Here is a 22,168-nt window from a genome sequence, read left to right as displayed (position 1 = left end):
GCGCGAGCAGTGATCCGGGTGCTGGTGCTCAACAGTAAAGGAGGTGCCGGAAAAACAACCGTCGCCACCAATCTCGCCAGCCTGCTGGCACTGCGCGGTTCGGTGCTCCTCGCCGACCTGGACCCACAGCGCTCGTCCAGCACCTGGGCCGGGCGACGATCGGAACACCTCCCCAAGCTGTCCGTCATTACCGATGCCGACCGGGATTTCCGCGATTATCCACCCACGGATTTCGTGGTCTTTGACGCCCCTGCCGGTCTCAAGAAAGGGCGTCTGGAAGACATGCTGGGGGAGGTGGAAGCGTTGCTGGTGCCCATCGGACCATCTTCCTTCGATATGGACGCCAGCCGCGTCTTCCTGGAACAACTGAAGGAAATAAAACGCTTTCGTAAGGGAAAGGTGCGCATGGGCGTGATTGCCAACCGGGTGAATGCGCGTACCAAGGGCGGACAGCATTTGCAGACCTTTCTTGCGGATTTGCAATTGCCGGTAGTGGCCACCCTGCGCGACAGCGAACTTTATGTGAGGGCGGCGCAACTGGGTGCGGGAGTGGCAGACCTACGCGCCGCCGAAACCCGGGCCGATCTGCCGCAATGGGCGCAGATTCTGCGTTTCGTGATGGAAGGGAAATATGGAACAGGAGCTTAAACTGCAAATACTGGACCCATCCCCTGTCACCTGGGAAAGGATTTGCAAATTCCCTCTGCTCGCACTGGGGAAAGCCCCTACCCTGAAACTGCATGCGGTCTATTATGACAGCCGGGACGGCGCCTTGCGGCGCGCGAAGCTCGCGTATCGGGTGCGTCGAGAAGGTAAGGAGTGGGTCGCCACCCTCAAGGCCGATGGACAGTCCGTGGGCGGATTGCATCAGCGCCCCGAATGGAATGTCACCGTTTCCTCCTCCGCAGCGGACCTCCGGGTGTTTACCGACCCGGACGCCGCGGTATTGCTGGCACCCTTTCTGGATTTGGCTCTGCAGGCCATCCTCGAAACCCGTTTTGAGCGGCTGGAAAGCCGGGTGGATTGTGCCGATGGCAGTCAGATAGTAGTCGCCCTGGATCGTGGAGAAATCCTTGCCAGCGGCCTGTGCGAACCGATTCTCGAAATCGAGCTGGAGTTGGCGACCGGGGAGCCTGCTGCGATATTGGAGATGGGCGCGGAGCTATGCGCCCATCTGCCGTTGCTGCCTGATGGGGAGAGCAAGATGTTCCGGGGGTTGCGTCTGGCCGGACTGATACCAGCCGATGCCGTTGCGCTGGGGGACAAAACACCACCGCTGCGCCGACACGAAAATGCCGGGAAGGCACTTAGCCGCCTGTTGATCGCACAATGTCAGCAGGCCCTCACCGCCGCCAGGCAGCATGCGGCCGGTAACAGCCCGGAGACCTTTCATCAGTTGCGCAAAGCTGTCCGCAGCCTGCGCGCAGTGCTGCGATTCTGCCGGGCGCTGGATACCGACAAGCGTCTGGAGGGTGTCCGTCAGGAATTGGCGGACTGGTTTCATCAGCAAAGTATACGGCGCGATCATGAAGTGCTGGCCGAATACTGGGCGACTTTGGCTGCCGGGACAGGCACAGAGGTCGCGCCCCTGTACACCTGGTTGAGCGCGCAGGCCGAAACCACCCCTGCCGGACTGGGTCACCTCGCCGCTACGATACTGCAGATCTGGGCGCTGCTGCTGCGTGCCGCATTGCACAGTGACGAAGACCTCCAGCACTACGCGGAAATGCATTTGCGGCGTCAGGACCGCAAATTGACGGCGGCGGGTGCTGCGGCCCAAACCCCCGCCGAGCTTCATGCCCTGCGCATTCGCATCAAGAATTGGCGCTATGTAATTCTCGCACTAGGAGATATGTGGCCCAGCAAAGACAGCAAGGCGCTGATCAAGACCCTCTCCGCCCTGCAAAAAATCTCCGGCGCAATGCATGACGCAGATATGGCAGGGCAGCATCTTGCAGGACTGGCTACCAGCCGCAGGCACGGGCTCGCCTTCAATGCGGGGATGCTGATGGGCTATCTCCATGCCCGGGAGGTCCGGCAACACAAAAAATTCTCCCGGCACTGGAAACGGCTGGAGAGCATCCCCCGTCCGTGGAACTGATGCGTCGACATCCCTTCAGTCTCTTTGCATGATGCCGATGTCTACTCTGGATGGGAACGCTGTATGACTTCTGCCAGATCGCGGGAAAGCCCAGGCTTACCAGCCAATATTTTCAAGGCCGTCACCATCGCCTGCTGACGCGGGGCATCGTAACGCTGCCAACGACTGAGGGGTGTCGCCAGGCGCGCCGCCGTCTGCGGATTGATGTCATCCAGACGGCGGATCTGCTCGGCAAAGAACGTATAACCGGAGCCATCCGCCGCATGGAAAACCGTGGGATTGGCGGCAAACGCACCGAGTACCGCACGCACCCGATTGGGCACCCGCCAGTCGAAGGCGGGATGCACCAGCAGATGTTCCACCTGCCGCAAGGTTTTCGGGTAGGGCGCAGCCGCCTGTATGGCAAACCATTTGTCGATCACCAGCGGGTATTCGTGCCACCTTTGGTAAAAGTCGAGGATGACGTCTTCGGCATCATGATGCCGGTGTTGCGCCAGCAACTGGAAAGCTGCCAGTCGGTCCGTCATGTTATCGGCCTGTATATATTGCTGACGGGCGTGCAGGATCGCTCCTTCGCGGCTGTTGCCCTCACCGGCGATGAGATAAGCCAGAGCCAGGTTGCGCAGGCGCCGGCGACCGATGGACAGACCGTCGCGCTGATAGGCGGCAGCAAGATCGTGATACAGACCGGTCCATTCCTTTGCGAAATGTCTGCCGATGGCACGCATCATCCCGTCCCGGGCCCGGTGGATGGCCTCGACGGCGACTACAGGCATCTGTTCACCAATATAATCCTCGCCGGGGAGCGTCAACAGTTCGGCACAAAAGGCGGGGTCCACCTGACGGTCCGCCAGCGTCGCTGCGACGGCGTTCCGTAATGTGATGGGCAATGGTGCGACCGATGAATCCGCCACAGCGGCGAGCAAGGCTTTTACAGCAAGGTCCTGCATGCTTTCCCAGCGATTGAAGGGATCATCATCGTGGCGTGCCAGAAAACCATGGGCGTCGTCATCCAGAGAGTCCTGCAGCCGCACCGGGGCGGAGAAGCCGCGCAGAAGGGAAGGAATCACCGGACCCGGCAAGTTCGCAAAGTTCCAGGATTGCTCCGACTGCTCCAGCAACAATACCGTTTCGGAGGCACCCCCGACAACCTCCAGAGGCACACGTTGCCCTTGGGTGTTGAGCAACGCCATACGAACCGGGATCGGCACCGCCTCTTTCACGGGTTGACCGGGGGTTGCCGGGGTTTCCTGATGCAGGGTAAGGGTATAGCTGTGCCGGGCAGGATCGTAGCTGCCTGTAGCCCGTACCACGGGCGTCCCCGCCTGGCCATACCAGCGCCGAAATCCGGAGAGGTCACGCTGGTTGGCGTCTTCCATGGCGGCAATAAAGTCCTCTATGGTTACCGCATGGCCGTCGTGACGCTCGAAATACAGATCCATACCCTTCCGAAATGGCACATTGCCAAGCAGGGTGTGCATCATTCGCACCAATTCGGCGCCTTTTTCATAAACCGTGGCGGTGTAGAAATTGTTGATCTCGGAATAGGCATCGGGCCGCACCGGGTGGGCGAGCGGACCAGCGTCTTCCGGGAACTGGGCGGCACGCAGGCGGCGTACATCGCCGATGCGCTGGACACCGCGGGAATTTTGATCGGCACTGAATTCCTGATCGCGAAACACCGTCAGGCCTTCTTTGAGACTGAGCTGAAACCAGTCGCGCAAGGTCACCCGATTGCCGGTCCAGTTGTGGAAATATTCGTGGGCGATAACCGACTCGATACCCTGATAGTCGCTGTCCGTAGCTGTTTCCGGGCTAGCGAGCACATACTTGGCATTAAAAATATTGAGGCCTTTATTCTCCATCGCGCCCATATTGAAGCTGTCGGTAGCGACGATCATATAGCGGTTTAGATCGTATTCCCGGCCGTAGACCTCTTCGTCCCAGCGCATGGCGTGTTTGAGGCTGTCCATGGCCTGGGCGCAGGCACCGGTATCGCGTTCGGCCACATAGATTTCCAGGGCTACTTCCCGGCCGGAAGCAGTGCGATACCGGTCGCGGACTACCGCCAGATCCCCGGCCACCATGGCGAAGAGGTAGGCCGGCTTGGGATAGGGGTCTTCCCAGCGGGCCCAGTGCCAGCCACCCTCTTCAACACCCGTGGCCATACAGTTGCCATTGGCGAGCAATACCGGGCAACTGTCCTGCGGGGCGTGCAGGGTCACCGTGAAGCGGGCGAGGCAGTCGGGGCGATCCAGGTAATAGGTGATACGCCGGAATCCCTCCGCTTCACATTGGGTCAGAAACTGCCCGCCCGCATGATAGAGACCGGAAAGCGCGGTGTTGGCCCGAGGATGGATACGTACCCTGCTTTCCAGAATGAAGGCTTCCGGAGGATTCAGCAAGAGCAAACCACCCTCGGTCAGCCGATATGCGCTTTCTGCCAGCGCCTGGCCATCCCGCTGGAGACCCAACAGTTCCAGAGACTCGCCATCCAGATGCAGTTCCGCGACCGGCTCCGGTGCGATGCGATGCAACTGAAGGCGGGTGTGTACTTCGGTATTGTCTGGATCCAGGCGCACATCCAAGGCGATTTCGGAGACTTGATAGCTGGGAGCCTGGTAGTCTCCACGCCGGATTACCGTCGCTTTCGATCCCGAGATATTCACTTCCGGCACGCTCCATTTTGCAGATTACCGATATGCGCAGCAAAATCCATGAAGCTCTCTTTGCCCAGGCCATGTACCAAGGTCGGCTCACCCTTTGAATTACAGTAAATCAGGGTGGGGGTAGCCATTTCACCGCTTTCACCCAATAGCCTGGTATTGTTTTCTACCGCACTGAGGGTGGCGGCGGCGGGATTTTGCGCCGGTGCAATCCCCCCCTCTTCCGTCACCGCATCAAAGCCCTTTTCGTTCTTCGCCATGGCGGCAGCGGGGTCTGCGGCACCAAGAATGGCTGCGGCCTTCGGCATGCTGCTCGGCTTGAGAAAAGCCACCACCACATAACGTACTCTGAGCTTGCCGGCCTCGATCAGCGGTTTGGCCTCTTCATAAAACTTGTGGCAGAAAATGCAGTTTGGATCGACGAAAGCAGTGATTTCCGGTCCGCCTGTACCCAGCACAAAGCTATCGGCACCAGCCGCCTTCGCCGCCAAAGCCCCTGCGCTCGCCGGTTTGGGAATCAGGCCAAGCTTCACCATCGCCGTGTGCGCTTCATCCTCACCCTGCTTGTTCAGGACGGGGCCGGCAACCAGGTATCGGCCATCCGCGGTGGCGAAGGCGACCGTCGGATGGCCCTGCAGAGTCACCTCGATTCCGGTCAATCCGCCGGGACCGGGAAACACCTTCTCGGCCTTGGCTTCCCCATGGGTCACGGATTCCAGCAAGCTTGCCGCTGTGCCGAGACTGACTCCCGATCCTGTGCCGGGCATTACTGCAAAACGTTCCACGACGGCGCCGGTGAGGCCTCCGATAATAAAAAGGCCTACGGCCAACGCGATGGATTTTTTCTCCATGAGTGAATACGGTCCTTATGTTTTTGCGAGATGTAACGACGATACGCTTGGATTCTAAACCTGTGGCCGTGGTAAAAGCCAGACGGCCTCATCCTGGTAAAGCCGGACGGACCAGAGGAACCCGCTGTCTGGGCAGGGACTTCCTCGGTAGCGGGACTAATAAAAATCCCGGGAGCGTGTGCTCAGTGTACCCAGCCAGGGGCTGAGATCCTCCATGGCGTCGGCGATAAAATGAAGACTGACACCCTGGCGCTCCAGCCGACCGCCGATACCCAGCAGGCGGCCCTGCAGCAGTGCCCGGCGCCAGCCTTCGACCCTTTGCGGCCAGACAATGACATTGATCATACCGGACTCATCTTCCAGTGTCAGGAATACCGTACCATGGGCTGTACCGGGACGCTGCCGGTGGGTGACCAGACCGGCGAGACGATCCGGGCGGTCGTGGTGCTGCAGGCGCACCTCGGCGATACGGCGATAGCCACTTTGGGCGATCCGCTCGCGCAGAAAATGCAGAGGATGGGGACCAAGGCTCAGGCCCAGTTGCTGATAATCGGCAATACAGGCGGCAGCGGACGTTTCGGCAGGAAGGGCGGGAGCCTGCTCTGGTACCACCGGCATGGGCAATGCGGTGGGCAGGGGCAGGCTGCCCTGCACCGCCCACAGGGCCTGATGTCGGTCCCCGTGCAGGCTGGACAGGGCCCCGGCATATGCCAGTTGGTGCAGCGCGGCAGCGGACAGACCAAGGCCATGGCGAAGCGCCTCGCTGTGCAGCGCACCGCCCTGCGCCCGCCAGTGCAGAAGCCTTTCCGCCTCTTTGGGAGACATGCCCTTGATCAGGCAAAGCCCCAGACGCAGCGCCCCATCCTGTACCTTACAATCCCAGTCACTATGGCAGATGTCCACGGACAATACCTCAACGCCACAGCGGCGGGCCTCCTGCACGATCTGGGCGGGGGCATAAAAACCCATGGGCTGGCTGTTCAATAGCGCGGCGGCGAATATGGCCGGATGGTGGCACTTGATCCAGGCGGAGGCATAAACCAGCAGGGCGAAGCTTGCGGCATGGGATTCGGGAAAACCATATTCGGCGAAGCCCTGAATCTGCTGGCAAAGACGCTGGGCGAATGCTTCGGAATAGCCGCGCAGACGGAGACCGCGGATGAGGCGGTCGCTGTAAGGGCCGAGATGCCCCTTGCGCCGCCAGGCGGCCATGGCCCGGCGCAGACCATCAGCCTCGTCACCACTGAAACCCGCAGCATCGATGGCAATCTGCATCACCTGCTCCTGAAAAATCGGCACACCCAGGGTCCGTTCCAGCACCTTTTTGACTTCCGGTCCAGGATAGCGCACCGGCTCCAGCCCCTGGCGGCGACGCAGATAGGGATGCACCATATCGCCCTGGATAGGGCCGGGGCGGATGATGGCGACTTCGATCACCAGGTCGTAAAAACAACGGGGTTTGAGGCGCGGCAACATACTCATCTGCGCCCGCGACTCCACCTGAAAGACGCCCAGGCTCTCACCGCGCTGGAGCATGGCGTAGGTGGCCGGGTCTTCGGCAGGGATGTCGGCGAGGGTCATGCCCAGATCATCGAGGGCACGGCGCAACACGCTCAGCATCCCCAGCGCGAGTATATCGACCTTGAGGATACCAAGGACGTCGAGATCGTCCTTGTCCCACTGAATCACCGCGCGCTCCGCCATGGCGGCGGGTTCGATGGGAACTAAGGCATTGAGGGGGGTCGCAGAGAGCACCATGCCACCGACATGCTGGGAGAGATGACGCGGGAAACCGACCAGTGCATTGACTACGGTGACCAGGCGTTGGATGGTCGGGCTGGTAGGGTCGAAGCCCTGCTCCTGCAAACGCTCCGGGCGAATTTGGCGTCCATCCCACCAAGCCAGGCCCTGGGTGAGGCGCTGAATCTCGACCGGCGCAAAACCAAGGGCACGGGCGGCATCGCGCATGGCACTGCGCGGCCGATAATGGATGATGGTAGCGGTCAGCGCGGCGTGGTCCCGCCCGTAATGCTGAAACACGTACTGAATGACTTCTTCGCGGCGCTCATGCTCGAAATCCACGTCAATATCCGGCGGCTCCCGACGATCGCGGGAAATGAATCGCGCGAAAAGCAGTTGCATTCGGCTGGGGTCTACTTCCGTAATGCCGAGGGCATAGCAAATGACCGAATTGGCCGCCGAGCCCCGGCCCTGGCAGAGGATACCGCGCCCCTTGGCAAATCGGACGATATCGTGGACGGTCAGGAAATAGCCGGCGTAATCCAGTTCCCGCACCAGTGCCAGTTCCGCCTCCAGTTGCGTGGCTACCACCGTGGCGACACCTTGGGGATAACGCCGTTGCAGACCTTGCCTGGCCAGTTCGGCGAGATAATCATCTCGCTGCTGGTCTGCGGGACAGGCCCCATCGGGGTAGCGATAAACGAGACTATCGAGAGAAAATTGACAGCGCTCTGCCACCCGCAAGGTTTCGACCAGCAGCTCCGGAGGATAGATCTCCGCCAGTACGGAGCGCGGGCGCAGGTGGCGCTCGCCATTACGGGCCAGTGCCCAGCCCAGATCTGCCAGCGGACGCCGCAGGCGGATGGCAGTGAGCACATCCTGCAAAAAACGACGGCTGCGCCGGTCCATGTGGACATCCCCGCAAGCCAGACAAGGAATATTCAGCGCCCTGCCCTGCTCCAACACCTCCCGAAGTTGCGCCGCGTCATCGCCGCCACGCAGGAGCTCCGCGCCCAGCCAGACATTTTCGGCGCCAAGACAATCCCTTACGGCGATGGCGCCGGCAACATCGAAGCGCAGGCTTTGCGAATCAGGGAGAATGATGGCCAGACAACCCACAAGTTCCGGCAAATCCGCCATGCGGGCCTGATAATGGCCTTTTCCCGCCCGCCCCCGGGCGCGGGTGATGAAGCGGGATAGCGCGACATAACCGTCATGCTCCTGCACCAGCAGGACGATGCGCGGACCATCGGTCAGGGCGATTTCACTGCCCAGTATCAGCGGAAAACCGATATTGCAGGCATGGCTGTGGGCTCGCGCCGCGCTGCCCAGGGAACACTCCTCGGTAATGGCGAGGGCACGGTATCCCAGCGCCTGGGCACGGTCCAGCAGGTCTTCCACGGCACTGGCACCCCGTAAAAAACTCAGTGCGCTGAGACAGTGGAGCTCGGCGTACTCAGGCAAAATAGCCCTGCACATAGAAACACCCCTGACGCCGGTCTCGATACACCCAGCACAGAGCCCCGCCAGGATGCCGCCAGCGGAAGTAATCCCGGCTCTGATCCTGGCCATCCCACCAGCCGCCTTCGATACGTTCTACCTGCGCCGGCGGAAGGAGCGGTGGGGCATGGAGCGGCAGTGCCTGCGCCAGCAACCAGAGGGGACGAGCGGCATTGGCCTCTCCCTGTCCAGCTCCCGGTGGCACCTTCTGCCAGGCGTAATCCGGGCGGTGATCCGCAACTCCGGCGACGGCATGCACCGCAACGTCACCCAGACGCTGACGCAATTGCTCCACCAACTGCCAGCGCGCCTCCTCCACCCCGTCCTGCCACCAGGTTGCCTGACGCCCAGGCCAGTGTTGCGGCGCCAGTGCCTGCAGGTGCAGGGTATGCACGGCAAAATCCAGAGGCTGTTGTTGTAACCGCCATTGCCAGAGCGTCAACAGTGTCTCCACATTCGTGGTAGGATCGCGCACTTCCAGCGTGGAAGACCATTGCCGCTCACGACCCTGCAACTGCAGCAGCCAGGAGCGGCTGGCTTGCGCCTGCGTCCGGAGAAGAAGCTGAAGATCCTGTAAAGCACGGTGCAGGGCAAAGCGCAGACCTTCCCAGTGGCGGATTTCATCGTACAGCGGGATGGAAACTTCCGGATCCACCGGGAAAGACAATGCGGGACGCGGATCGTCTATCCTGCCGCTCAGACGATCCAGCACATGCAAGGATTCGGGACCAAGGCGCCTGACCAGATCGGCACGATCCAGGGCCTGAAGCTGGGCGCAATGACGAACCCCCAGGGCCAATAGGGCCGCACGGGTGGCGACGGCACAGGGCAACAAGGTTATGGGGATTTGCGGCCAGAGCAACGCCCAGTCGGTAGGCTCCAGGCAAGAGCCGGAACGGGAACCGGCACCTTGCCACTGCGCCAGCAAAGCGGCCCCCAGAGGGGTCGGAGCCACCCCGGTACGCACACTCAGCCGCGTCGCAGCAGCCCATGCCGCCACGACCTGCAACAATGTGTCATCCTGCCGCAGGCGGGTGTTACCGGAGATATCCACCGCCAGGGCGGGGGACATCTCCTCCAGCAGCACTACCCGTGGTGCCAGACTATAAAGCAGCCTGGCCCAGTGGCTGAGCGCCTGCACTTCGGCAGCCGGGTCGCGGGTACAGAGTTGCAGTTCCGGGAGCATGGCCAAGGCCCGTGCCGTCGTCATGCCCGTTCGCAGTCCCGCCTGAAGCGCTGTCGCGTTGACCTGCAACAAGGTTCCAGCACTGCCCTGCATGTCCACCAGCGCCAGCGCGGCCGCTTCCGCCTGCACCCGCTCCCGAAGCTCCACGCCCAAACGCGGAAACTGTACCGCCAGCCAGCGCATGGGGTTTCAGAACGCCAGCGCCAGTTGGTCGCTGAGCGCCACCATACCCCGCGTCGGCATGGCACCACGACGTTTACGGACGTTCACGTCGATTCCTTGCGGGGCAGGGTGCAGATCCAGACGCAAGGCAACGGGTACCGCAGCGGCGTTGCTTTGTCGGAAAAAGAAGAAGGCCAGACTATTGCCCGCCTCGGCCGCCAATTGCAGGCGACGCCACTGGACATCTTGTAGAGTCGGCGGCCAGGCCAGCACCGCGCTGCAACTGCCGGAACGCAGAGCCAGTTCCAGCGCCCAGAGCGTATTCTGATCCTTGCGTGGATGCAGCACCAGCATCCGCGCAAGATCGACACCCGCGGCCGCCAGCGCCGCCGGATAGGGGATATGCGGGGGCGCGACCCAGAGTATCCAGCGCGCCTCGCGCTGACTCAGTTCCGCCACGGCGGGCAGCACCAGGCGCAGTTCTCCGATACCGTCCAGAGCACTGACCACTTCAGTGATGGCGCCACGTGGCCAGCTACCTACCAACCGCTCCAGATCCGGCCAGTGCGTCGCCACGCCCGGCGTCCGCTGATCATTCAGACCCCGCCACAAGTGCCGGGGATGATTGTTCAACAGGGTGTTGACGGCGGTTTTATGTACGGATGGATTCATAAGTTGCCTCCAATACGCAGCAGTCCGACCACCACGCCTTCTATTGTCAGACTATCGCGTTGCAAATCCACAGAAATAGGAGAGAAATCCGGGTTTTCCGGCAGCAGCCAGACCTGCTTGCCATCCCGCTTCCAGCGTTTGACCGTCACCTCGCCGTTGACCCGGGCCACGACCATCTGACCGTCCTGGAGAGTGAGCGAGGCGTCATGACGGACGGCGAGAATATCGCCATCGAGAATGCCGGCATCACGCATACTCATGCCCTGCACCCGCAACAGGTAATCGGCCCCTGGCGAAAAGAGCTTTGGGTCGACGGGCAACTGTCCCTCCCGGAACTCTTCGGCCAGCATGGGTTGCCCGGCGGCCACTCGCCCGATCAGCGGCAACCCGGTTTCTTCTTCGCTTGCACAGAGGCGGATGCCCCTGGCCGTACCACTCTGCAGCAGGATATAGCCCTTGCGCGCCAATACCCGCAGGTGACTTTCGGCAGCATTGGGTGAACGGAAGTCAAAGGCCCGCATCAACTCCGCACGGGTAGGCGGCAGGCTGTCTTCCGCCATGCGGGCACGAATCCAGGCGAGAATTTCGGACTGCCGGGGGGTAAGTTCATCCATGCAATATCTCCTGAGGGCCAGCGGAACCGCCATCTCTGGCGATGGCTATATTTTTATACAGTATTGCTACGGAATGCAAGGCCCGATGCGGGACAGCGCCGCCATTCGGCCGTAGTTGCCAGTCGTTGCTGATATTGTTAAAATTTTACAACATAAAATTTGCAGGTAGGGATACAAGGCTGGGAAGGTCAAGGAATGAAACGTCTTTTAGCTCGTTGCTTTATTCTCACCGGGCTACTTTTGGGGAGTATCGGTATCGCTTTTGCAGGCACAGAACGCGGGAGCATTACCGGCTTGTGGCAAACTGCGGGGGGCAACGGGTATATCCGCATTTACGCAAAAAATGGGGTGCTCTTCGGACAGAGCGTGAGGCATATGCAGGAAACTGTGCAGCAGGCCCGCGCCGAGGGTCAGCCGCAAATTCTGGCGGACTTCGTACCCAGACGTCCGGGAGAATGGGCTAAGGGCCGCATTTACGACCCGAACAGCAAAACCTACTACCATGGCACACTGACGACTCTGGATTCCCGCAAGCTCAAGGTGTACGGTTATGTCGGCTTTTCGTGGCTCGGCGGCAACACCATCTGGACCAAGGTTCCATCTAAATCGCGGTAGTTAAAGGCCATCCACAGCCTCCCAGTAGCGGTCCTCCGGCTCCAGCTTTTTGATGTGCTCCCTGAGCACTTCGCCACCCACCGGGTGGCCCCTTCCCCGATCGCGGCGGATGAGCTCCATCAGCGGCAAGGCCGGGAAGTAATGCACAGACATCTCCGTGACTCCCTGATCCCGCAACCATTGTGCTTTTTTTGCCAGATCGCCGACATCCAGATGGGTGTCGGCAAGGACAAGGACATCGTGCGTACCGATGGCACCCCGCACCCGCTGTTCCCAAAGCCGCTGGACCTTGCCTTCCAGGGCAGGATTCCACGCCAGCCAGGAAAAAACCCCCTCGATCCTCCCCTCGTGCAGGGAAACCCGGATCTCGTCTCTTTCGATGACGGCGATACGCAATCCCGTATAACGGGACTGCACCGATCGCGCCCAGGTGCTTTTACCAGAGGCCGCGGTACCCACGGTGAAAATGACCAATGGAGATATTTTCAAATCAGGCATCCGCCCGGTTGCGGCAAGCCCGTAGTCACTGCGGTGTTCATATCATTTCCTGACGCTGATGATTCCGGGATGAGTGTGCAGAGCATCCATGCCGCAAGCATCGCCGTCCCGACCTGGACTCTATCACATCCAGGGCTCCTGGCGGCGGGGTGGACGGTCGTCGTCAAAACTATCGCCATTGCCACTCATGACCGCCCAGATCAGCGCGGCAACCCAGCCGAGGACAGTCCAGCCGAGCAACAGATCCAGCAGGGTGATGGGTATCCGGTGCGGGCTATCCATGCTCCAGGCCATCAGAGCGGGTAACACATACACACCTATCGCCACGATGAAGGCGACCATCAGTAACGCCACAAAACCGGCGCGGCTGTCGGTGATCCAGTGCAACATGGGAGTTCCTTTCTGTTTACGCGCCAATCATATAGCGAATTTGAGCAGATTGGCACCCCTGAAATGGGCCTGATACCCGCTCCCCCAAATAAAAAAGGGGCCCGAAGGCCCCTTTGTCCTATTTAGGGAAGTTCCCCTTAGTAACCTTTCTTGGCTGTGGCTTTTTTCACAGGAGCCTTGTGCGCGACGGCCTTGTGCGCGACGGCCTTGTGCGTGGCCACCTTGGCTGGGTGCTTCGCCGGAGCCTTGGCCGGTGTCGCCGCAAAGGCGGTGGAAACTGCGAAGGCTGACATCATGACAATAGCAATAGCAGAAGTTTTCATGGACATGTTGCTTACTCCTCAAGGTTGAAACTGCGAATCTGCAGTATCAATATTCATGCCAATCCAAATACCCATTGTTTTTATAGGAGTTCTGCGGAATTCGGGTGATATTTCCTGCCATAAAACTGTCCGGTGTCAGCGACAGGAAACTGTCCATCCCTCTTATAACAATGGAAAATCATATAGTTGCTTTGTCGTGAATCCGTCATGCGCCTGTTTCCGGTGCGCCAGGCCGCTGCGCCCGGCTTATCCCAAGCTATTTGCAGCTACGATCCGCTCTGTGACTTTTTGCACTCTTCCGCCTCATAGCCTTCCTCCCTGATCACGGCGATCAGCGTGGCGGTGTCCGCCAGACCATGCACCACGGCTTCTCCCGGCTCCAGCGTAACGTCCGCCTTTTCCACACCAGGTATGCCTTCCAGCGCCTTGGTCACGGCCCGCACGCAGTGTCCGCAGGTCATGCCGGTGATCTTCAATCTGATATCGCTCATGGGTTCTCTCCTGTTGAAAGTTAGGTGTAAAGGAATTAATGAAACTGCCCGTATGAACTGCCATTCGATTGCGCAGGGCGTCAGCCAGGTACCGGAGTGAAACCTCGGCCACGGATAACCACCGATACTCTGCGTATAACCCACCACTAGGCCATGGTAAACATTGAAGCTTGGTGTAATGTCAAGAACCCATGCCCCGTACCTATTGGTCAGGTAGTATCGAATCCGAAGTACAGGCGTGAAGAAATAATGTCCCGGTCGCGGTCAGATGCACCACCGCGACCAGCCCTGGATTGGCCCACAAAAACAAAAACACCTAGAAAAAATTTTAAGTTACTGTTTCTTATGTCGTTCCAGCGATCCTCCGACAAGATATCGGACGCCTTTGTCCCCCTGGATCAGGGCGGACTTCGCAGCGACGGCAAGGTGATGGTCGGCATGGCAGTCCGCACGAGTCGCTGCCCCCTGGCTACAACCACAATCAGAGCGCCCCCCAGGATCGCCACCAGGAGCAAGGCGATAAGCGCCTCACGGACGCGCCCTTCCCGCCCCCATCATGTCAGCAGCGCATCCACCCGGGCGGCGCAGATGAAGTCATTTTCCGAAAGGCCGCCAATGGCGTGGGTACTGTAATGGACGACGCAGCGGTTATAACCCAGCTCCAGGTCCGGGTGATGGTCCTCCCGGTGCGAGATCCATGCCACGGCATTCACAAAGGCCATGGTCTCGTAAAAGTTTTTGAAACGAAACTCCCGGCGGATCGCCTGCCCGGCCACTTGCCATTGGGATAGGGAGCGTAATAGAAGTCCTACCCGTTCCGCGTCCAGGGGCGCAACCCCACCCTCACAGGGTACGCAATGCGCATGTTGAAGATCTTGGTCCATGGCTATCTCCTTTTTGCTTTCAGGTCCTGCAAAAAACGGTAGAAGGATAATGGAGACGGGTCAAGCCACGGCAGATCGGCGCGCCATCTTCCGGCTCGACTGGCCAGATGTTTTCTCAGCCACTTTATCTTTCTCTCGATCCTTGATGCGATCCTTGGCCGATGCGCTGCTTTGCAAGACATCAGGCTGCTCCGCCGCACGAACAAACCGGTTTCTTGCATTCCACCAAAAGCAGACATTGGGCCCGTATCGGCGTTATTGGTTGAAAAATCGTTTCCCGGATCCGATGGAACTTCCCGGCGCAAAAAGCTGTCGGATATTCCGCAGGCAAAAAGGGGAATTCACTGGCTGGTACGGCAATGCATCATTTTCCGCCCATGGCAGCAGCGATGGATTCCCGCATCGCCGCCGTCCTGCCTGATCAATATCTCCTATACTCTGCTATAGGTTACGGACCCCCTCCCCCCCGCGCGCATTGGAAGGAAAGCACGCCATGGAAGCAGCGAGCAAAGCCCCCAGCGCCACCTGGCGCCATCCGGTCTGGTCCACCGCCCAAAAAGCCCTCGTCGGCACCGCCCCCGGCCCGGCCCGGCTCTGGTTCACCGTCGGCAAGGGCATTGTCACGGAGGTCTTTTATCCGCGCATCGACGTCCCCCAGGTCCGGGACATGGGTTTGATCATTGCCGATGGCAAGGGTTTCTGGCAGGAGCTCAAGGCCTTGCCCGAGCCGCAATTGCAGATCGACGATCCGGTCGTCCCTTTACCCGCCATCACCCACTGGCGCTTCCGGCAAATGCCCACCGGCAATGAGTTGCGTTTCCTGCTCTCGGCACCCTTTACGGTGCATCGGGGAGTCGATGGCTGGCAAGACCCCACGGACACCCTGTCGGAAGATTGGGATCTCGGCCATGTCGCTATTTTGCCCACGCAGACAATGGCTGCCGGAACCACGCTCCACTTCCCCTTCTACTGGCGGGATACCGGCCAGTGGCAGGGCGAGGACTTCAGCATCACCCTGCAAGGAGAAAACGCATGATTGCCATCGATCTCACCGGACGCCGTGCCCTGGTCACCGGCGCCAGCGGCGGCCTCGGCCAGGCCATCGCCGAAATCCTGGCGGCCGCCGGCGCCCAAGTCGCCGTTCATTACCGCAAGGGGCAGGCCGAGGCCGAGCAAGTCGTCGCCGCCATCCAGGGCAAAGGCGGCAAGGCGCAGGCATTCCAGGCCGACATCTCCGATCCGGCCGCCGTCGAAAGATTGCTGCGGGAGATCGACGGCGCCTTTGGCGGTCTCGACATCCTCGTCAACAACGCGGGCATGGATGGTCCCCGCGCCGTCGTCGGCGACGATGACCCGCAGCTCTGGGAAAAAGTCCTCGCCGTCGATCTCGTGGGCCCTTACTACTGTGCCCGCGCCGCCATCCCGCGCATGGAAAAATGCGGTTGCGGCGTCATCATCAACATCACCTCGGTACACGAGTTCATTCCCTGGGAGGGCTACAGCGCCTACACCAGCGCCAAGGCGGGACTCTCCATGTTCACCAAGACCCTTGCCCAGGAAACGGCCGACAAGGGCATCCGCGTGGTCGCCATCGCCCCCGGCGCTATCAAGACCCCCATCAACAAAGCCGTCTGGGGCAACCCCGATAGCCTCAAGGATCTCGACGACAAGATCGCCATGGAACGCCTTGGCACGCCGGAGGAGATCGGCCATGTCGCGGCCTTCCTCGCCAGCGACCTGGCCAGCTACGTTACCGGCACCACCATCGCCGTCGATGGCGGCATGCTCATCTACCCCGATTTCCGTCATGGCGGCTAACCTCGACGCCGATGTGATCATCATCGGCAGCGGCGCCGGCGGCGGCACCCTGGCCCGCGCCCTCGCCCCATCAGGACTGTCCATCCTCATCCTCGAACGCGGCGACTACCTCCCCCGCGAATGGGGCAACTGGGACCCACACACCGTCTTTGCCGAACACCGCTACCATACCCCTGAACAGTGGCACGATGGCGACGGCCAGATTTTCACCCCCGTTACCGGCTATCATGTGGGGGGCAACACCAAGTTCTACGGGGCGGCCGTTTTGCGCCGGCGCGAAAAAGATTTCCTTCCCCGTCACCATCGCGACGGCCTCACCCCCGCCTGGCCCATCGCCTACGCCGATCTCGCGCCCCACTATGACCAGGCCGAGGCCTGGTACTTCACCCACGGTCAGGCCGGTGCCGATCCCCTGGAACCGCCCCGCGGTCCCTTCGCCTTCCCCCCTTTCCCCCACGAGCCCCTCCTCGCAGCCCTGGAGCAAAAATTGCGGAATATGGGGTTGCACCCCTTTCCCCTCCCCCTCGCCCTCCACCGCAACGAGGAAGACCCCGCCCATAGCCCTTGCGTGCGTTGTCCCACCTGTGACGGCTTCCCCTGCCTGCTGCACGCCAAGGGCGATGCCGAAGTCTGCGGTGTCACCCCCGCCCTGGCCCACGCCAACGTCCGCCTGCTCACCCGGCATCGCGTCCTGCGCCTGCTGCCTGGCGGCGACGGCAGGGGTGTGGAAGGTGTGGAAACCGATCAGGGCACCCTGCGCGCCCGCGTCGTCGTCCTTGCCGCCGGCGCCGTAAACTCCGCCGCCCTCCTCCTCGCCTCCGCCGATGCCGCCGCGCCCCAAGGTCTCGCCAACAGCAGCGATCAGGTCGGGCGCAACTACATGTGCCATCTCAATAGCGCCTGCATGGCCCTCAAAGCCGCCCAGGAAAACACCACCGTCTTCCAGAAAACCCTGGCCATCAACGATTTTTACGACGACTCGGGCGACCCCGATTATCCCTATCCCCTCGGCCACATCCAGAATCTCGGCAAGGTCACGCCGGCGCTGCTCCATGCCCAACAGCCCCTGCTCCCCATTCCCCTCGTCGCCTGGACCGCCAGCCACTCCGTGGACTGGTGGCTCACCACCGAAGACCTGCCCGACGCCGGCAACCGGGTCACCCTCGACAGCGACGGCCATATCCGCCTCGCGTGGCAACCCAAAAACCGCGAAAGCCACCAGCGCCTCTGTGACCAATGGCGCAAGATTCTCCACCAGGCCGGCTTTCCCATGGTCTTCTTTCAGGCCATGGACATCTCCGCCACTGCCCATCAGGTGGGCACCTGCCGTTTTGGCGAAGACCCTGCGGACAGTGTCCTGGATCCCTGGTGCAGGGCCCATGACCTCGCCAACCTCTATGTCGTGGACGCCTCCTTCATGCCCTCCATCAGCGCGGTCAACCCCTCCCTCACCATCATGGCCAATGCCATCCGCGTCGCCGCGCATCTGGCCGAACGCTTCAAAACAGGGGCCTGGGCGTGAAACGCGGCGCCGCCGCCGTCTACACCGCGGGCTTTTTGCAGGGGGCGGCCTTCGTCATGGTCCCCGCCCTGGGCCACATCCTGCACCAGGCTCCCTACGCTTTCGGCAGCAGCGCCTATGGATTCTTATATTTCCCCGAGATCATCGGCGCCATCCTCAGCGCCCTTGCCGCCGGCAGCATCCACAGCCGCCTCGGTGGCTCCGGCGTCTTTCGCCTGGGGGCGCTGAGCAACGCCGCCGCCATGTTCCTGCTGGTAGCCGCCGCCTTTACGGACAGCGGCCTCGCGTATGGACTGATCCTTGCCGAAACCCTCCTTCTCGGCATCGGCTTCGGCCTCACCAACGCCGCCATCAACCGCTCCGCCTCCCTTCTCTTTGCCGGAGCCGCCACAGCGGCGGTGACCATCCTCAACGCCGTCATCGGCGGCGCCACCGCAATCTCGCCCCTGATCCTCGAAGGCTTTCATAGCAGCATCGGCTGGGCCGGCTGGCCGGCCCTCCTCGCCCTTGCCTGGCTGGCCCTGCTCCTGCTGCCCATTGCCGCCGCTGGTCCAGCGGAGCTGGGCGGCCTGCGCGCCTGGCGTCGTTCCATGCTCCCCTTTGCCGGTGCTGTGCTGATCTACGCCATCTGCGAAGGCAGCTTCGGCAGTTGGGCCAATGTCCTGGTGAGCGTCAACCGCGGTCTGCCCGCCGCCAGCGGCGCCCTCGCCCTGGCCCTCTTCTGGGGCGGCATGACCGCCGCGCGCTTTGCCCTGGGCTTCATTCCCAACCGCCTGCTGCACCGCCGGATCGTCTATCTGCTCGCCCCCCTGGGGATGGCCGCGTGCTTCCTGCTCATCCCCCAGCTCATCACCGCCAGCGCCCTGCTCATGGCGTTCACCGCCGCCGGGGTCGCCTGCGGCATCTACTATCCCTACAGCATGGCCTACGGCATTGCCGCCCACCCCGAAGAAGGCACCCAGATGGCCGGGCTTCTAGTCGGGGCCCTCATGGTGGGCGAAGGCATCGGCTCCTTCGGGCTTGGCCCCCTGCAGGATCTGCTCCGCCTCGGCCCCATCTATACCCTCTCGGCCCTCTGGGCCATCCCCCTCGTCTGGCTGGCCTGGCGCAACAGCCAGCCTGCCCATGCCCAAGGGACCAGGCCCCATGACTGAACGTGTTCTCATTCTCGGCGGCGGTTTTGCCGGCACCGCCGCCGCACGCGCGCTCCGGGGTCAAGGGCTGGAGGTGACCCTGATCGACCAGCGCAATTATCATCTCTTCCAGCCCCTCCTCTACCAGGTGGCCGCCGGAGATCTCCAGGCGGAGGCCATCGCCACGCCGCAAAGGCGCCTCCTGCGCGGCGGCCTGCATTTTCGCTTGGGACGGGTCGCCCGATTGCGCCTCCCCCAGCGTTCGATCCTGCTCGATGACGGTGACATCCTTTCCTATGATTACCTATTCATCGCCCTCGGCACCGTCACCAACTTTTTCGGCAATGCCGCCATCGCCAACCATGCCCTGCAGATCAAAGGCATGGAAGCGGCGGAAGCGGTTCGTTCGCACATCTTCAGTGCTCTGGAGGCAGCCAGCCACTGCACAGACCCCGCCCAACAGCAGCGCTGGCTCAGCTTCGTCATTGCCGGAGGCGGCCCCACCGGGGTGGAATTTTGCGCTGCCCTGCTGGAGCTCCTGCGCGTCGTGCTCCCCCGCGACTACCCGGAATTGCGCCTGGAAGATCTGCAAGTCACCCTGGTGCAGGGCAGCGCCGCCCTGCTTCCCGGCTTTTCCGCGCCCCTGCAGGGCCAAGCCGCCCGCAAGCTGCAAAAACTCGGCGCCCAACTGCGCTTTCACACCCATGTCCAGGGATTTGACGGGCAAATGGTGCAATGCCAGCCGGACCCGGCTATTCCTGCCCGTACCCTCGTCTGGACCGCCGGCGTAACGGCCAATCCTCTGGCGGCCACCATGCCCGGTGCCCGGGGACCCGGTGGACGAATCATCGTCGATCCCCACCTGCGCCTGCCGGAATACCCCGAGGTCTTCATCCTCGGCGACCTGGCCTGTAGCAGTAACGGTGAATTTTGGCCCCAGGTTGCACCCTTTGCCCTGCAGAGTGCCCGCCACGTCGCCCTAGTGCTGCAATCCCAACGGCAAGGGCGGCCCCTCCCTCCCCCTTTCGCCTACCGGGACCCTGGCAGCATGGCCGTCATCGGCCGTTTCGATGCGGTCTGCGAGATCGAACGCTGGCATCTGCACTGGCATGGCTGGAGTGCCTGGCTGCTCTGGCTGGGGCTGCACCTCTACCACATCATCGGCACCCGCAATCGCCTGCTCACCCTCCTCGACTGGGGAACGGATTATCTGCGCCACAGCGCCGCCGTGGAAATCATTCGCTCTCCTCCCGATTCTTCCGATCCGTGAGCTCATGCCCAGCCCTCCCGGCATAAAATCCGGCCCGGCAGTTTGACAAGCTCCGCTTCTTGAACTACTCAGTATGTATTATTGGTTTTCCTACCAAGAGGAGACACCATGGAAGTTTTAGCGAAAGATTCATCGGGCATCACCCTGCGTTTTGAGAAAAAAGATCTCGGCAATCTGGTTGAACCGATCATCAAGAATGCCGACCAATTCGGCAAAGAAACGCTGGATCTGGTTTATCTGCTCGCCGAGCAGGATTATCGGATAGACGATCATTTCCGCCAGCCACCCCATCCCTTCGGACAATAAGGAGGTATTATGCTGATCAAGGACGAACAGGAAAAAACGGTAACCATCCATCTGAGCGCCCACGAGGCTGGGGCTATTTCCACCGAAATTATCGAAAATAGCGCCAAGGCGGGAAATGCTGCCCTGGCCCTCGCCAAATTGCTCCAGGAGCAGGGATATGGCCCCAGTGCAAAGGGCAAACCACGTTACGAATGGGCAGGCCCTGACGATTTGCTCACCCCCGGCTAATGGATACAGCCGATCCAGCCGACGCATGCCAAGCATTGGCTGGGGACGTTGATAAAAAGTAAGCCACTTACATTGATGACGGGCGGTGTTGCTTTGCACGATGGATCGTGGCCGGTTGTGAGATATCGTCAGATGCATGGTGTATCATTACCAAAACAGGCGAGGAACTAATTTCATGTTGGACAATAAATCACCGGTTTTCATGGTGTTAGTGCCCGTATTTAACCGTATGAACCTATTGGAAAGGGCTATTGGTTCTCTCTATCGGCAGACTTTTCAGGATTTCTGTTTGGTGGTGATAGATGATGGCAGCACCGATAACAGTCTGCAACGCGCGATGGATCTCACCAAAAAAATGATACATCCATCGGGTTTGATCCGGCTGCCTGAAAATGTCGGTGTTGGAACTGCGCTGAATATCGGGGCGGAGGTGGGCCGCAGTAAAAGCATTCCTTGGATAACGCGGCTGGACTCCGATGACGTGTATGCATCGGATTATCTGGAAAACCGGCTACGGGTGATCCGTACGTATCCGGAGGTGGATTTGTTCCATGGTGGAATCCGGGTCATCAATGGCCCTGAGACGGTTCCTGACGCAAGAAATAAGAAACGGCGCATTGCCATATCAGAAACCTCCCAAGGGGCGACTATAGTGGTTAAGTCTGAAGTTTTTAAGCGATTGGGGTGCTTTGATGACCTGCGCTACGGGGAAGATTATGCCTTTCTGGAAAAAGCCCGTATGGCAGGATGCTCAATCCGTAAGTTGGATTTCGGAGACTATTATTATTACCGAGATACGCTGAATGCACTAACCTGTTAGGATCCACCCCGCCAACGTGCCATTGGGTACCGTAATACGCTGGGCTGGGCGGTATGCTCGACGTCAAGTATCTTGGCCAACGGCGCATTGACTCATCAGATTTGTTACTAATGGATTGTTGCCTCACCATTATGCTACCCGTCGGAATCACCGACGGAGAGCGTTATTATGGAGAGGAGATTTAGTATGATCACTCGCAGGGAATTACACTCGGCGCTATGCGACGGGTCCGTGCACTACCGATGCACTGCATTTGGGCGTAGCCAGAAACCACGGAAAAGACCATTGACCTAAGCCCGTTCTTGCGTTCTCCTTGAGCCTGAGCAGAATACGGGATCTGAACCTCGCGCACTTGCCCGGCATCATCCTGATGGAGCA

Annotated in this window: 23 protein-coding genes; 12 read left to right on the top strand and 11 right to left on the bottom strand. The window is 60.7% G+C overall.

The annotated features are described in order from the left end of the window. The first annotated feature begins 9 nt into the window (after positions 1-9). Positions 10-648 carry a ParA family protein gene (locus tag AFE_RS08670; protein WP_009564036.1) on the top strand — a complete coding sequence of 213 codons (639 nt, stop codon included), beginning with the start codon at positions 10-12 and terminating at the stop codon, positions 646-648. Then, positions 632-2,101 (top strand): CYTH and CHAD domain-containing protein, encoded by a 1,470-nt coding sequence (locus tag AFE_RS08665; protein ID WP_012536814.1) that lies wholly within the window; start codon positions 632-634, stop codon positions 2,099-2,101. Before AFE_RS08670 ends, AFE_RS08665 begins: the two co-directional genes overlap by 17 nt. Before the next feature lie 41 nt (positions 2,102-2,142). Here AFE_RS08665 and pepN read toward each other — a convergent pair whose 3' ends face one another. From pepN to lexA, 6 genes are all read right to left on the bottom strand, one after another. Continuing rightward, the gene (gene pepN, locus AFE_RS08660; RefSeq protein WP_225487641.1) at positions 2,143-4,779 is read right to left on the bottom strand and encodes an aminopeptidase N; all 2,637 of its coding nucleotides are present in this window, start codon (positions 4,777-4,779) and stop codon (positions 2,143-2,145) included. Beyond that, positions 4,767-5,618, bottom strand: coding sequence for a thiol:disulfide interchange protein DsbG (gene dsbG / locus AFE_RS08655; protein ID WP_012536812.1), 852 nt, complete (start codon positions 5,616-5,618; stop codon positions 4,767-4,769). The genes pepN and dsbG overlap by 13 nt, the downstream gene beginning before the upstream one ends. A gap of 156 nt (positions 5,619-5,774) precedes the next feature. Then, a complete protein-coding gene (locus AFE_RS08650; protein ID WP_012536811.1) occupies positions 5,775-8,837 on the bottom strand; it encodes an error-prone DNA polymerase in 3,063 nt (1,020 codons plus the stop codon). Further along, complete coding sequence (locus AFE_RS08645) at positions 8,815-10,227, bottom strand: Y-family DNA polymerase (protein WP_012536810.1); 1,413 nt, start codon at positions 10,225-10,227, stop codon at positions 8,815-8,817. The genes AFE_RS08650 and AFE_RS08645 overlap by 23 nt, the downstream gene beginning before the upstream one ends. 6 nt (positions 10,228-10,233) lie before the next feature. After that, positions 10,234-10,878, bottom strand: coding sequence for a translesion DNA synthesis-associated protein ImuA (gene imuA / locus AFE_RS08640; protein WP_012536809.1), 645 nt, complete (start codon positions 10,876-10,878; stop codon positions 10,234-10,236). Then, a complete protein-coding gene (gene lexA, locus AFE_RS08635; RefSeq protein WP_009568876.1) occupies positions 10,875-11,492 on the bottom strand; it encodes a transcriptional repressor LexA in 618 nt (205 codons plus the stop codon). The genes imuA and lexA overlap by 4 nt, the downstream gene beginning before the upstream one ends. 195 nt (positions 11,493-11,687) lie before the next feature. Here lexA and AFE_RS08630 point away from each other — a divergent pair, with 195 nt between their 5' ends. Further along, positions 11,688-12,107 carry a DUF2147 domain-containing protein gene (locus AFE_RS08630; protein ID WP_012536808.1) on the top strand — a complete coding sequence of 140 codons (420 nt, stop codon included), beginning with the start codon at positions 11,688-11,690 and terminating at the stop codon, positions 12,105-12,107. Here the strand turns inward: AFE_RS08630 and AFE_RS08625 are convergent, their stop codons facing one another. The 5 genes from AFE_RS08625 to AFE_RS08605 form a co-directional block, all read right to left on the bottom strand. After that, positions 12,108-12,605, bottom strand: coding sequence for an AAA family ATPase (locus AFE_RS08625; RefSeq protein ID WP_009568879.1), 498 nt, complete (start codon positions 12,603-12,605; stop codon positions 12,108-12,110). 123 nt (positions 12,606-12,728) lie between these two features. After that, positions 12,729-12,995, bottom strand: coding sequence for a superinfection immunity protein (locus tag AFE_RS08620; protein WP_009568880.1), 267 nt, complete (start codon positions 12,993-12,995; stop codon positions 12,729-12,731). Positions 12,996-13,132: 137 nt separating this feature from the next. Then, positions 13,133-13,324 (bottom strand): hypothetical protein, encoded by a 192-nt coding sequence (locus AFE_RS08615; RefSeq protein WP_009568881.1) that lies wholly within the window; start codon positions 13,322-13,324, stop codon positions 13,133-13,135. A gap of 260 nt (positions 13,325-13,584) precedes the next feature. Then, the gene (locus tag AFE_RS08610) at positions 13,585-13,809 is read right to left on the bottom strand and encodes a CopZ family metallochaperone (RefSeq protein ID WP_009568883.1); all 225 of its coding nucleotides are present in this window, start codon (positions 13,807-13,809) and stop codon (positions 13,585-13,587) included. 554 nt (positions 13,810-14,363) lie between these two features. Next, on the bottom strand, positions 14,364-14,693 hold the full coding sequence (locus AFE_RS08605; protein ID WP_012536807.1) for a 4a-hydroxytetrahydrobiopterin dehydratase: 330 nt from the start codon (positions 14,691-14,693) through the stop codon (positions 14,364-14,366). Between AFE_RS08605 and AFE_RS16110 the strand changes: the two genes are divergently transcribed. The 9 genes from AFE_RS16110 to AFE_RS08565 all read left to right on the top strand — a co-directional run bounded on the left by AFE_RS16110 (position 14,692) and on the right by AFE_RS08565 (position 21,790). Next, positions 14,692-15,114: a hypothetical protein gene (locus AFE_RS16110; RefSeq protein ID WP_146235805.1), complete on the top strand. Its 423-nt coding sequence runs from the start codon at positions 14,692-14,694 to the stop codon at positions 15,112-15,114. The genes AFE_RS08605 and AFE_RS16110 overlap by 2 nt on opposite strands. A 72-nt stretch (positions 15,115-15,186) precedes the next feature. Next, positions 15,187-15,729 (top strand): hypothetical protein, encoded by a 543-nt coding sequence (locus AFE_RS08600; protein WP_012536806.1) that lies wholly within the window; start codon positions 15,187-15,189, stop codon positions 15,727-15,729. Next, on the top strand, positions 15,726-16,511 hold the full coding sequence (locus AFE_RS08595) for a glucose 1-dehydrogenase (RefSeq protein ID WP_012536805.1): 786 nt from the start codon (positions 15,726-15,728) through the stop codon (positions 16,509-16,511). Before AFE_RS08600 ends, AFE_RS08595 begins: the two co-directional genes overlap by 4 nt. Then, a complete protein-coding gene (locus AFE_RS08590; RefSeq protein ID WP_012536804.1) occupies positions 16,501-18,033 on the top strand; it encodes a GMC oxidoreductase in 1,533 nt (510 codons plus the stop codon). The genes AFE_RS08595 and AFE_RS08590 overlap by 11 nt, the downstream gene beginning before the upstream one ends. After that, positions 18,030-19,187: an MFS transporter gene (locus tag AFE_RS08585; RefSeq protein WP_012536803.1), complete on the top strand. Its 1,158-nt coding sequence runs from the start codon at positions 18,030-18,032 to the stop codon at positions 19,185-19,187. The genes AFE_RS08590 and AFE_RS08585 overlap by 4 nt, the downstream gene beginning before the upstream one ends. Further along, positions 19,180-20,436 (top strand): NAD(P)/FAD-dependent oxidoreductase, encoded by a 1,257-nt coding sequence (locus AFE_RS08580; RefSeq protein ID WP_012536802.1) that lies wholly within the window; start codon positions 19,180-19,182, stop codon positions 20,434-20,436. Before AFE_RS08585 ends, AFE_RS08580 begins: the two co-directional genes overlap by 8 nt. Before the next feature lie 108 nt (positions 20,437-20,544). After that, positions 20,545-20,742, top strand: a complete 198-nt coding sequence (locus AFE_RS08575; protein ID WP_009565879.1) for a hypothetical protein — start codon at positions 20,545-20,547, stop codon at positions 20,740-20,742. 9 nt (positions 20,743-20,751) lie between these two features. Continuing rightward, positions 20,752-20,970: a hypothetical protein gene (locus AFE_RS08570; RefSeq protein ID WP_009565880.1), complete on the top strand. Its 219-nt coding sequence runs from the start codon at positions 20,752-20,754 to the stop codon at positions 20,968-20,970. Positions 20,971-21,145: 175 nt separating this feature from the next. Beyond that, positions 21,146-21,790, top strand: a complete 645-nt coding sequence (locus tag AFE_RS08565) for a glycosyltransferase family 2 protein (protein ID WP_012536801.1) — start codon at positions 21,146-21,148, stop codon at positions 21,788-21,790. The last annotated feature ends 378 nt before the right edge of the window (positions 21,791-22,168 follow it).

Origin of the sequence: Acidithiobacillus ferrooxidans ATCC 23270, assembly GCF_000021485.1 — a bacterium.
In the GTDB taxonomy this organism is placed as follows: domain Bacteria; phylum Pseudomonadota; class Gammaproteobacteria; order Acidithiobacillales; family Acidithiobacillaceae; genus Acidithiobacillus; species Acidithiobacillus ferrooxidans.
This window is presented reverse-complemented; position numbering and strand designations above follow the sequence as displayed.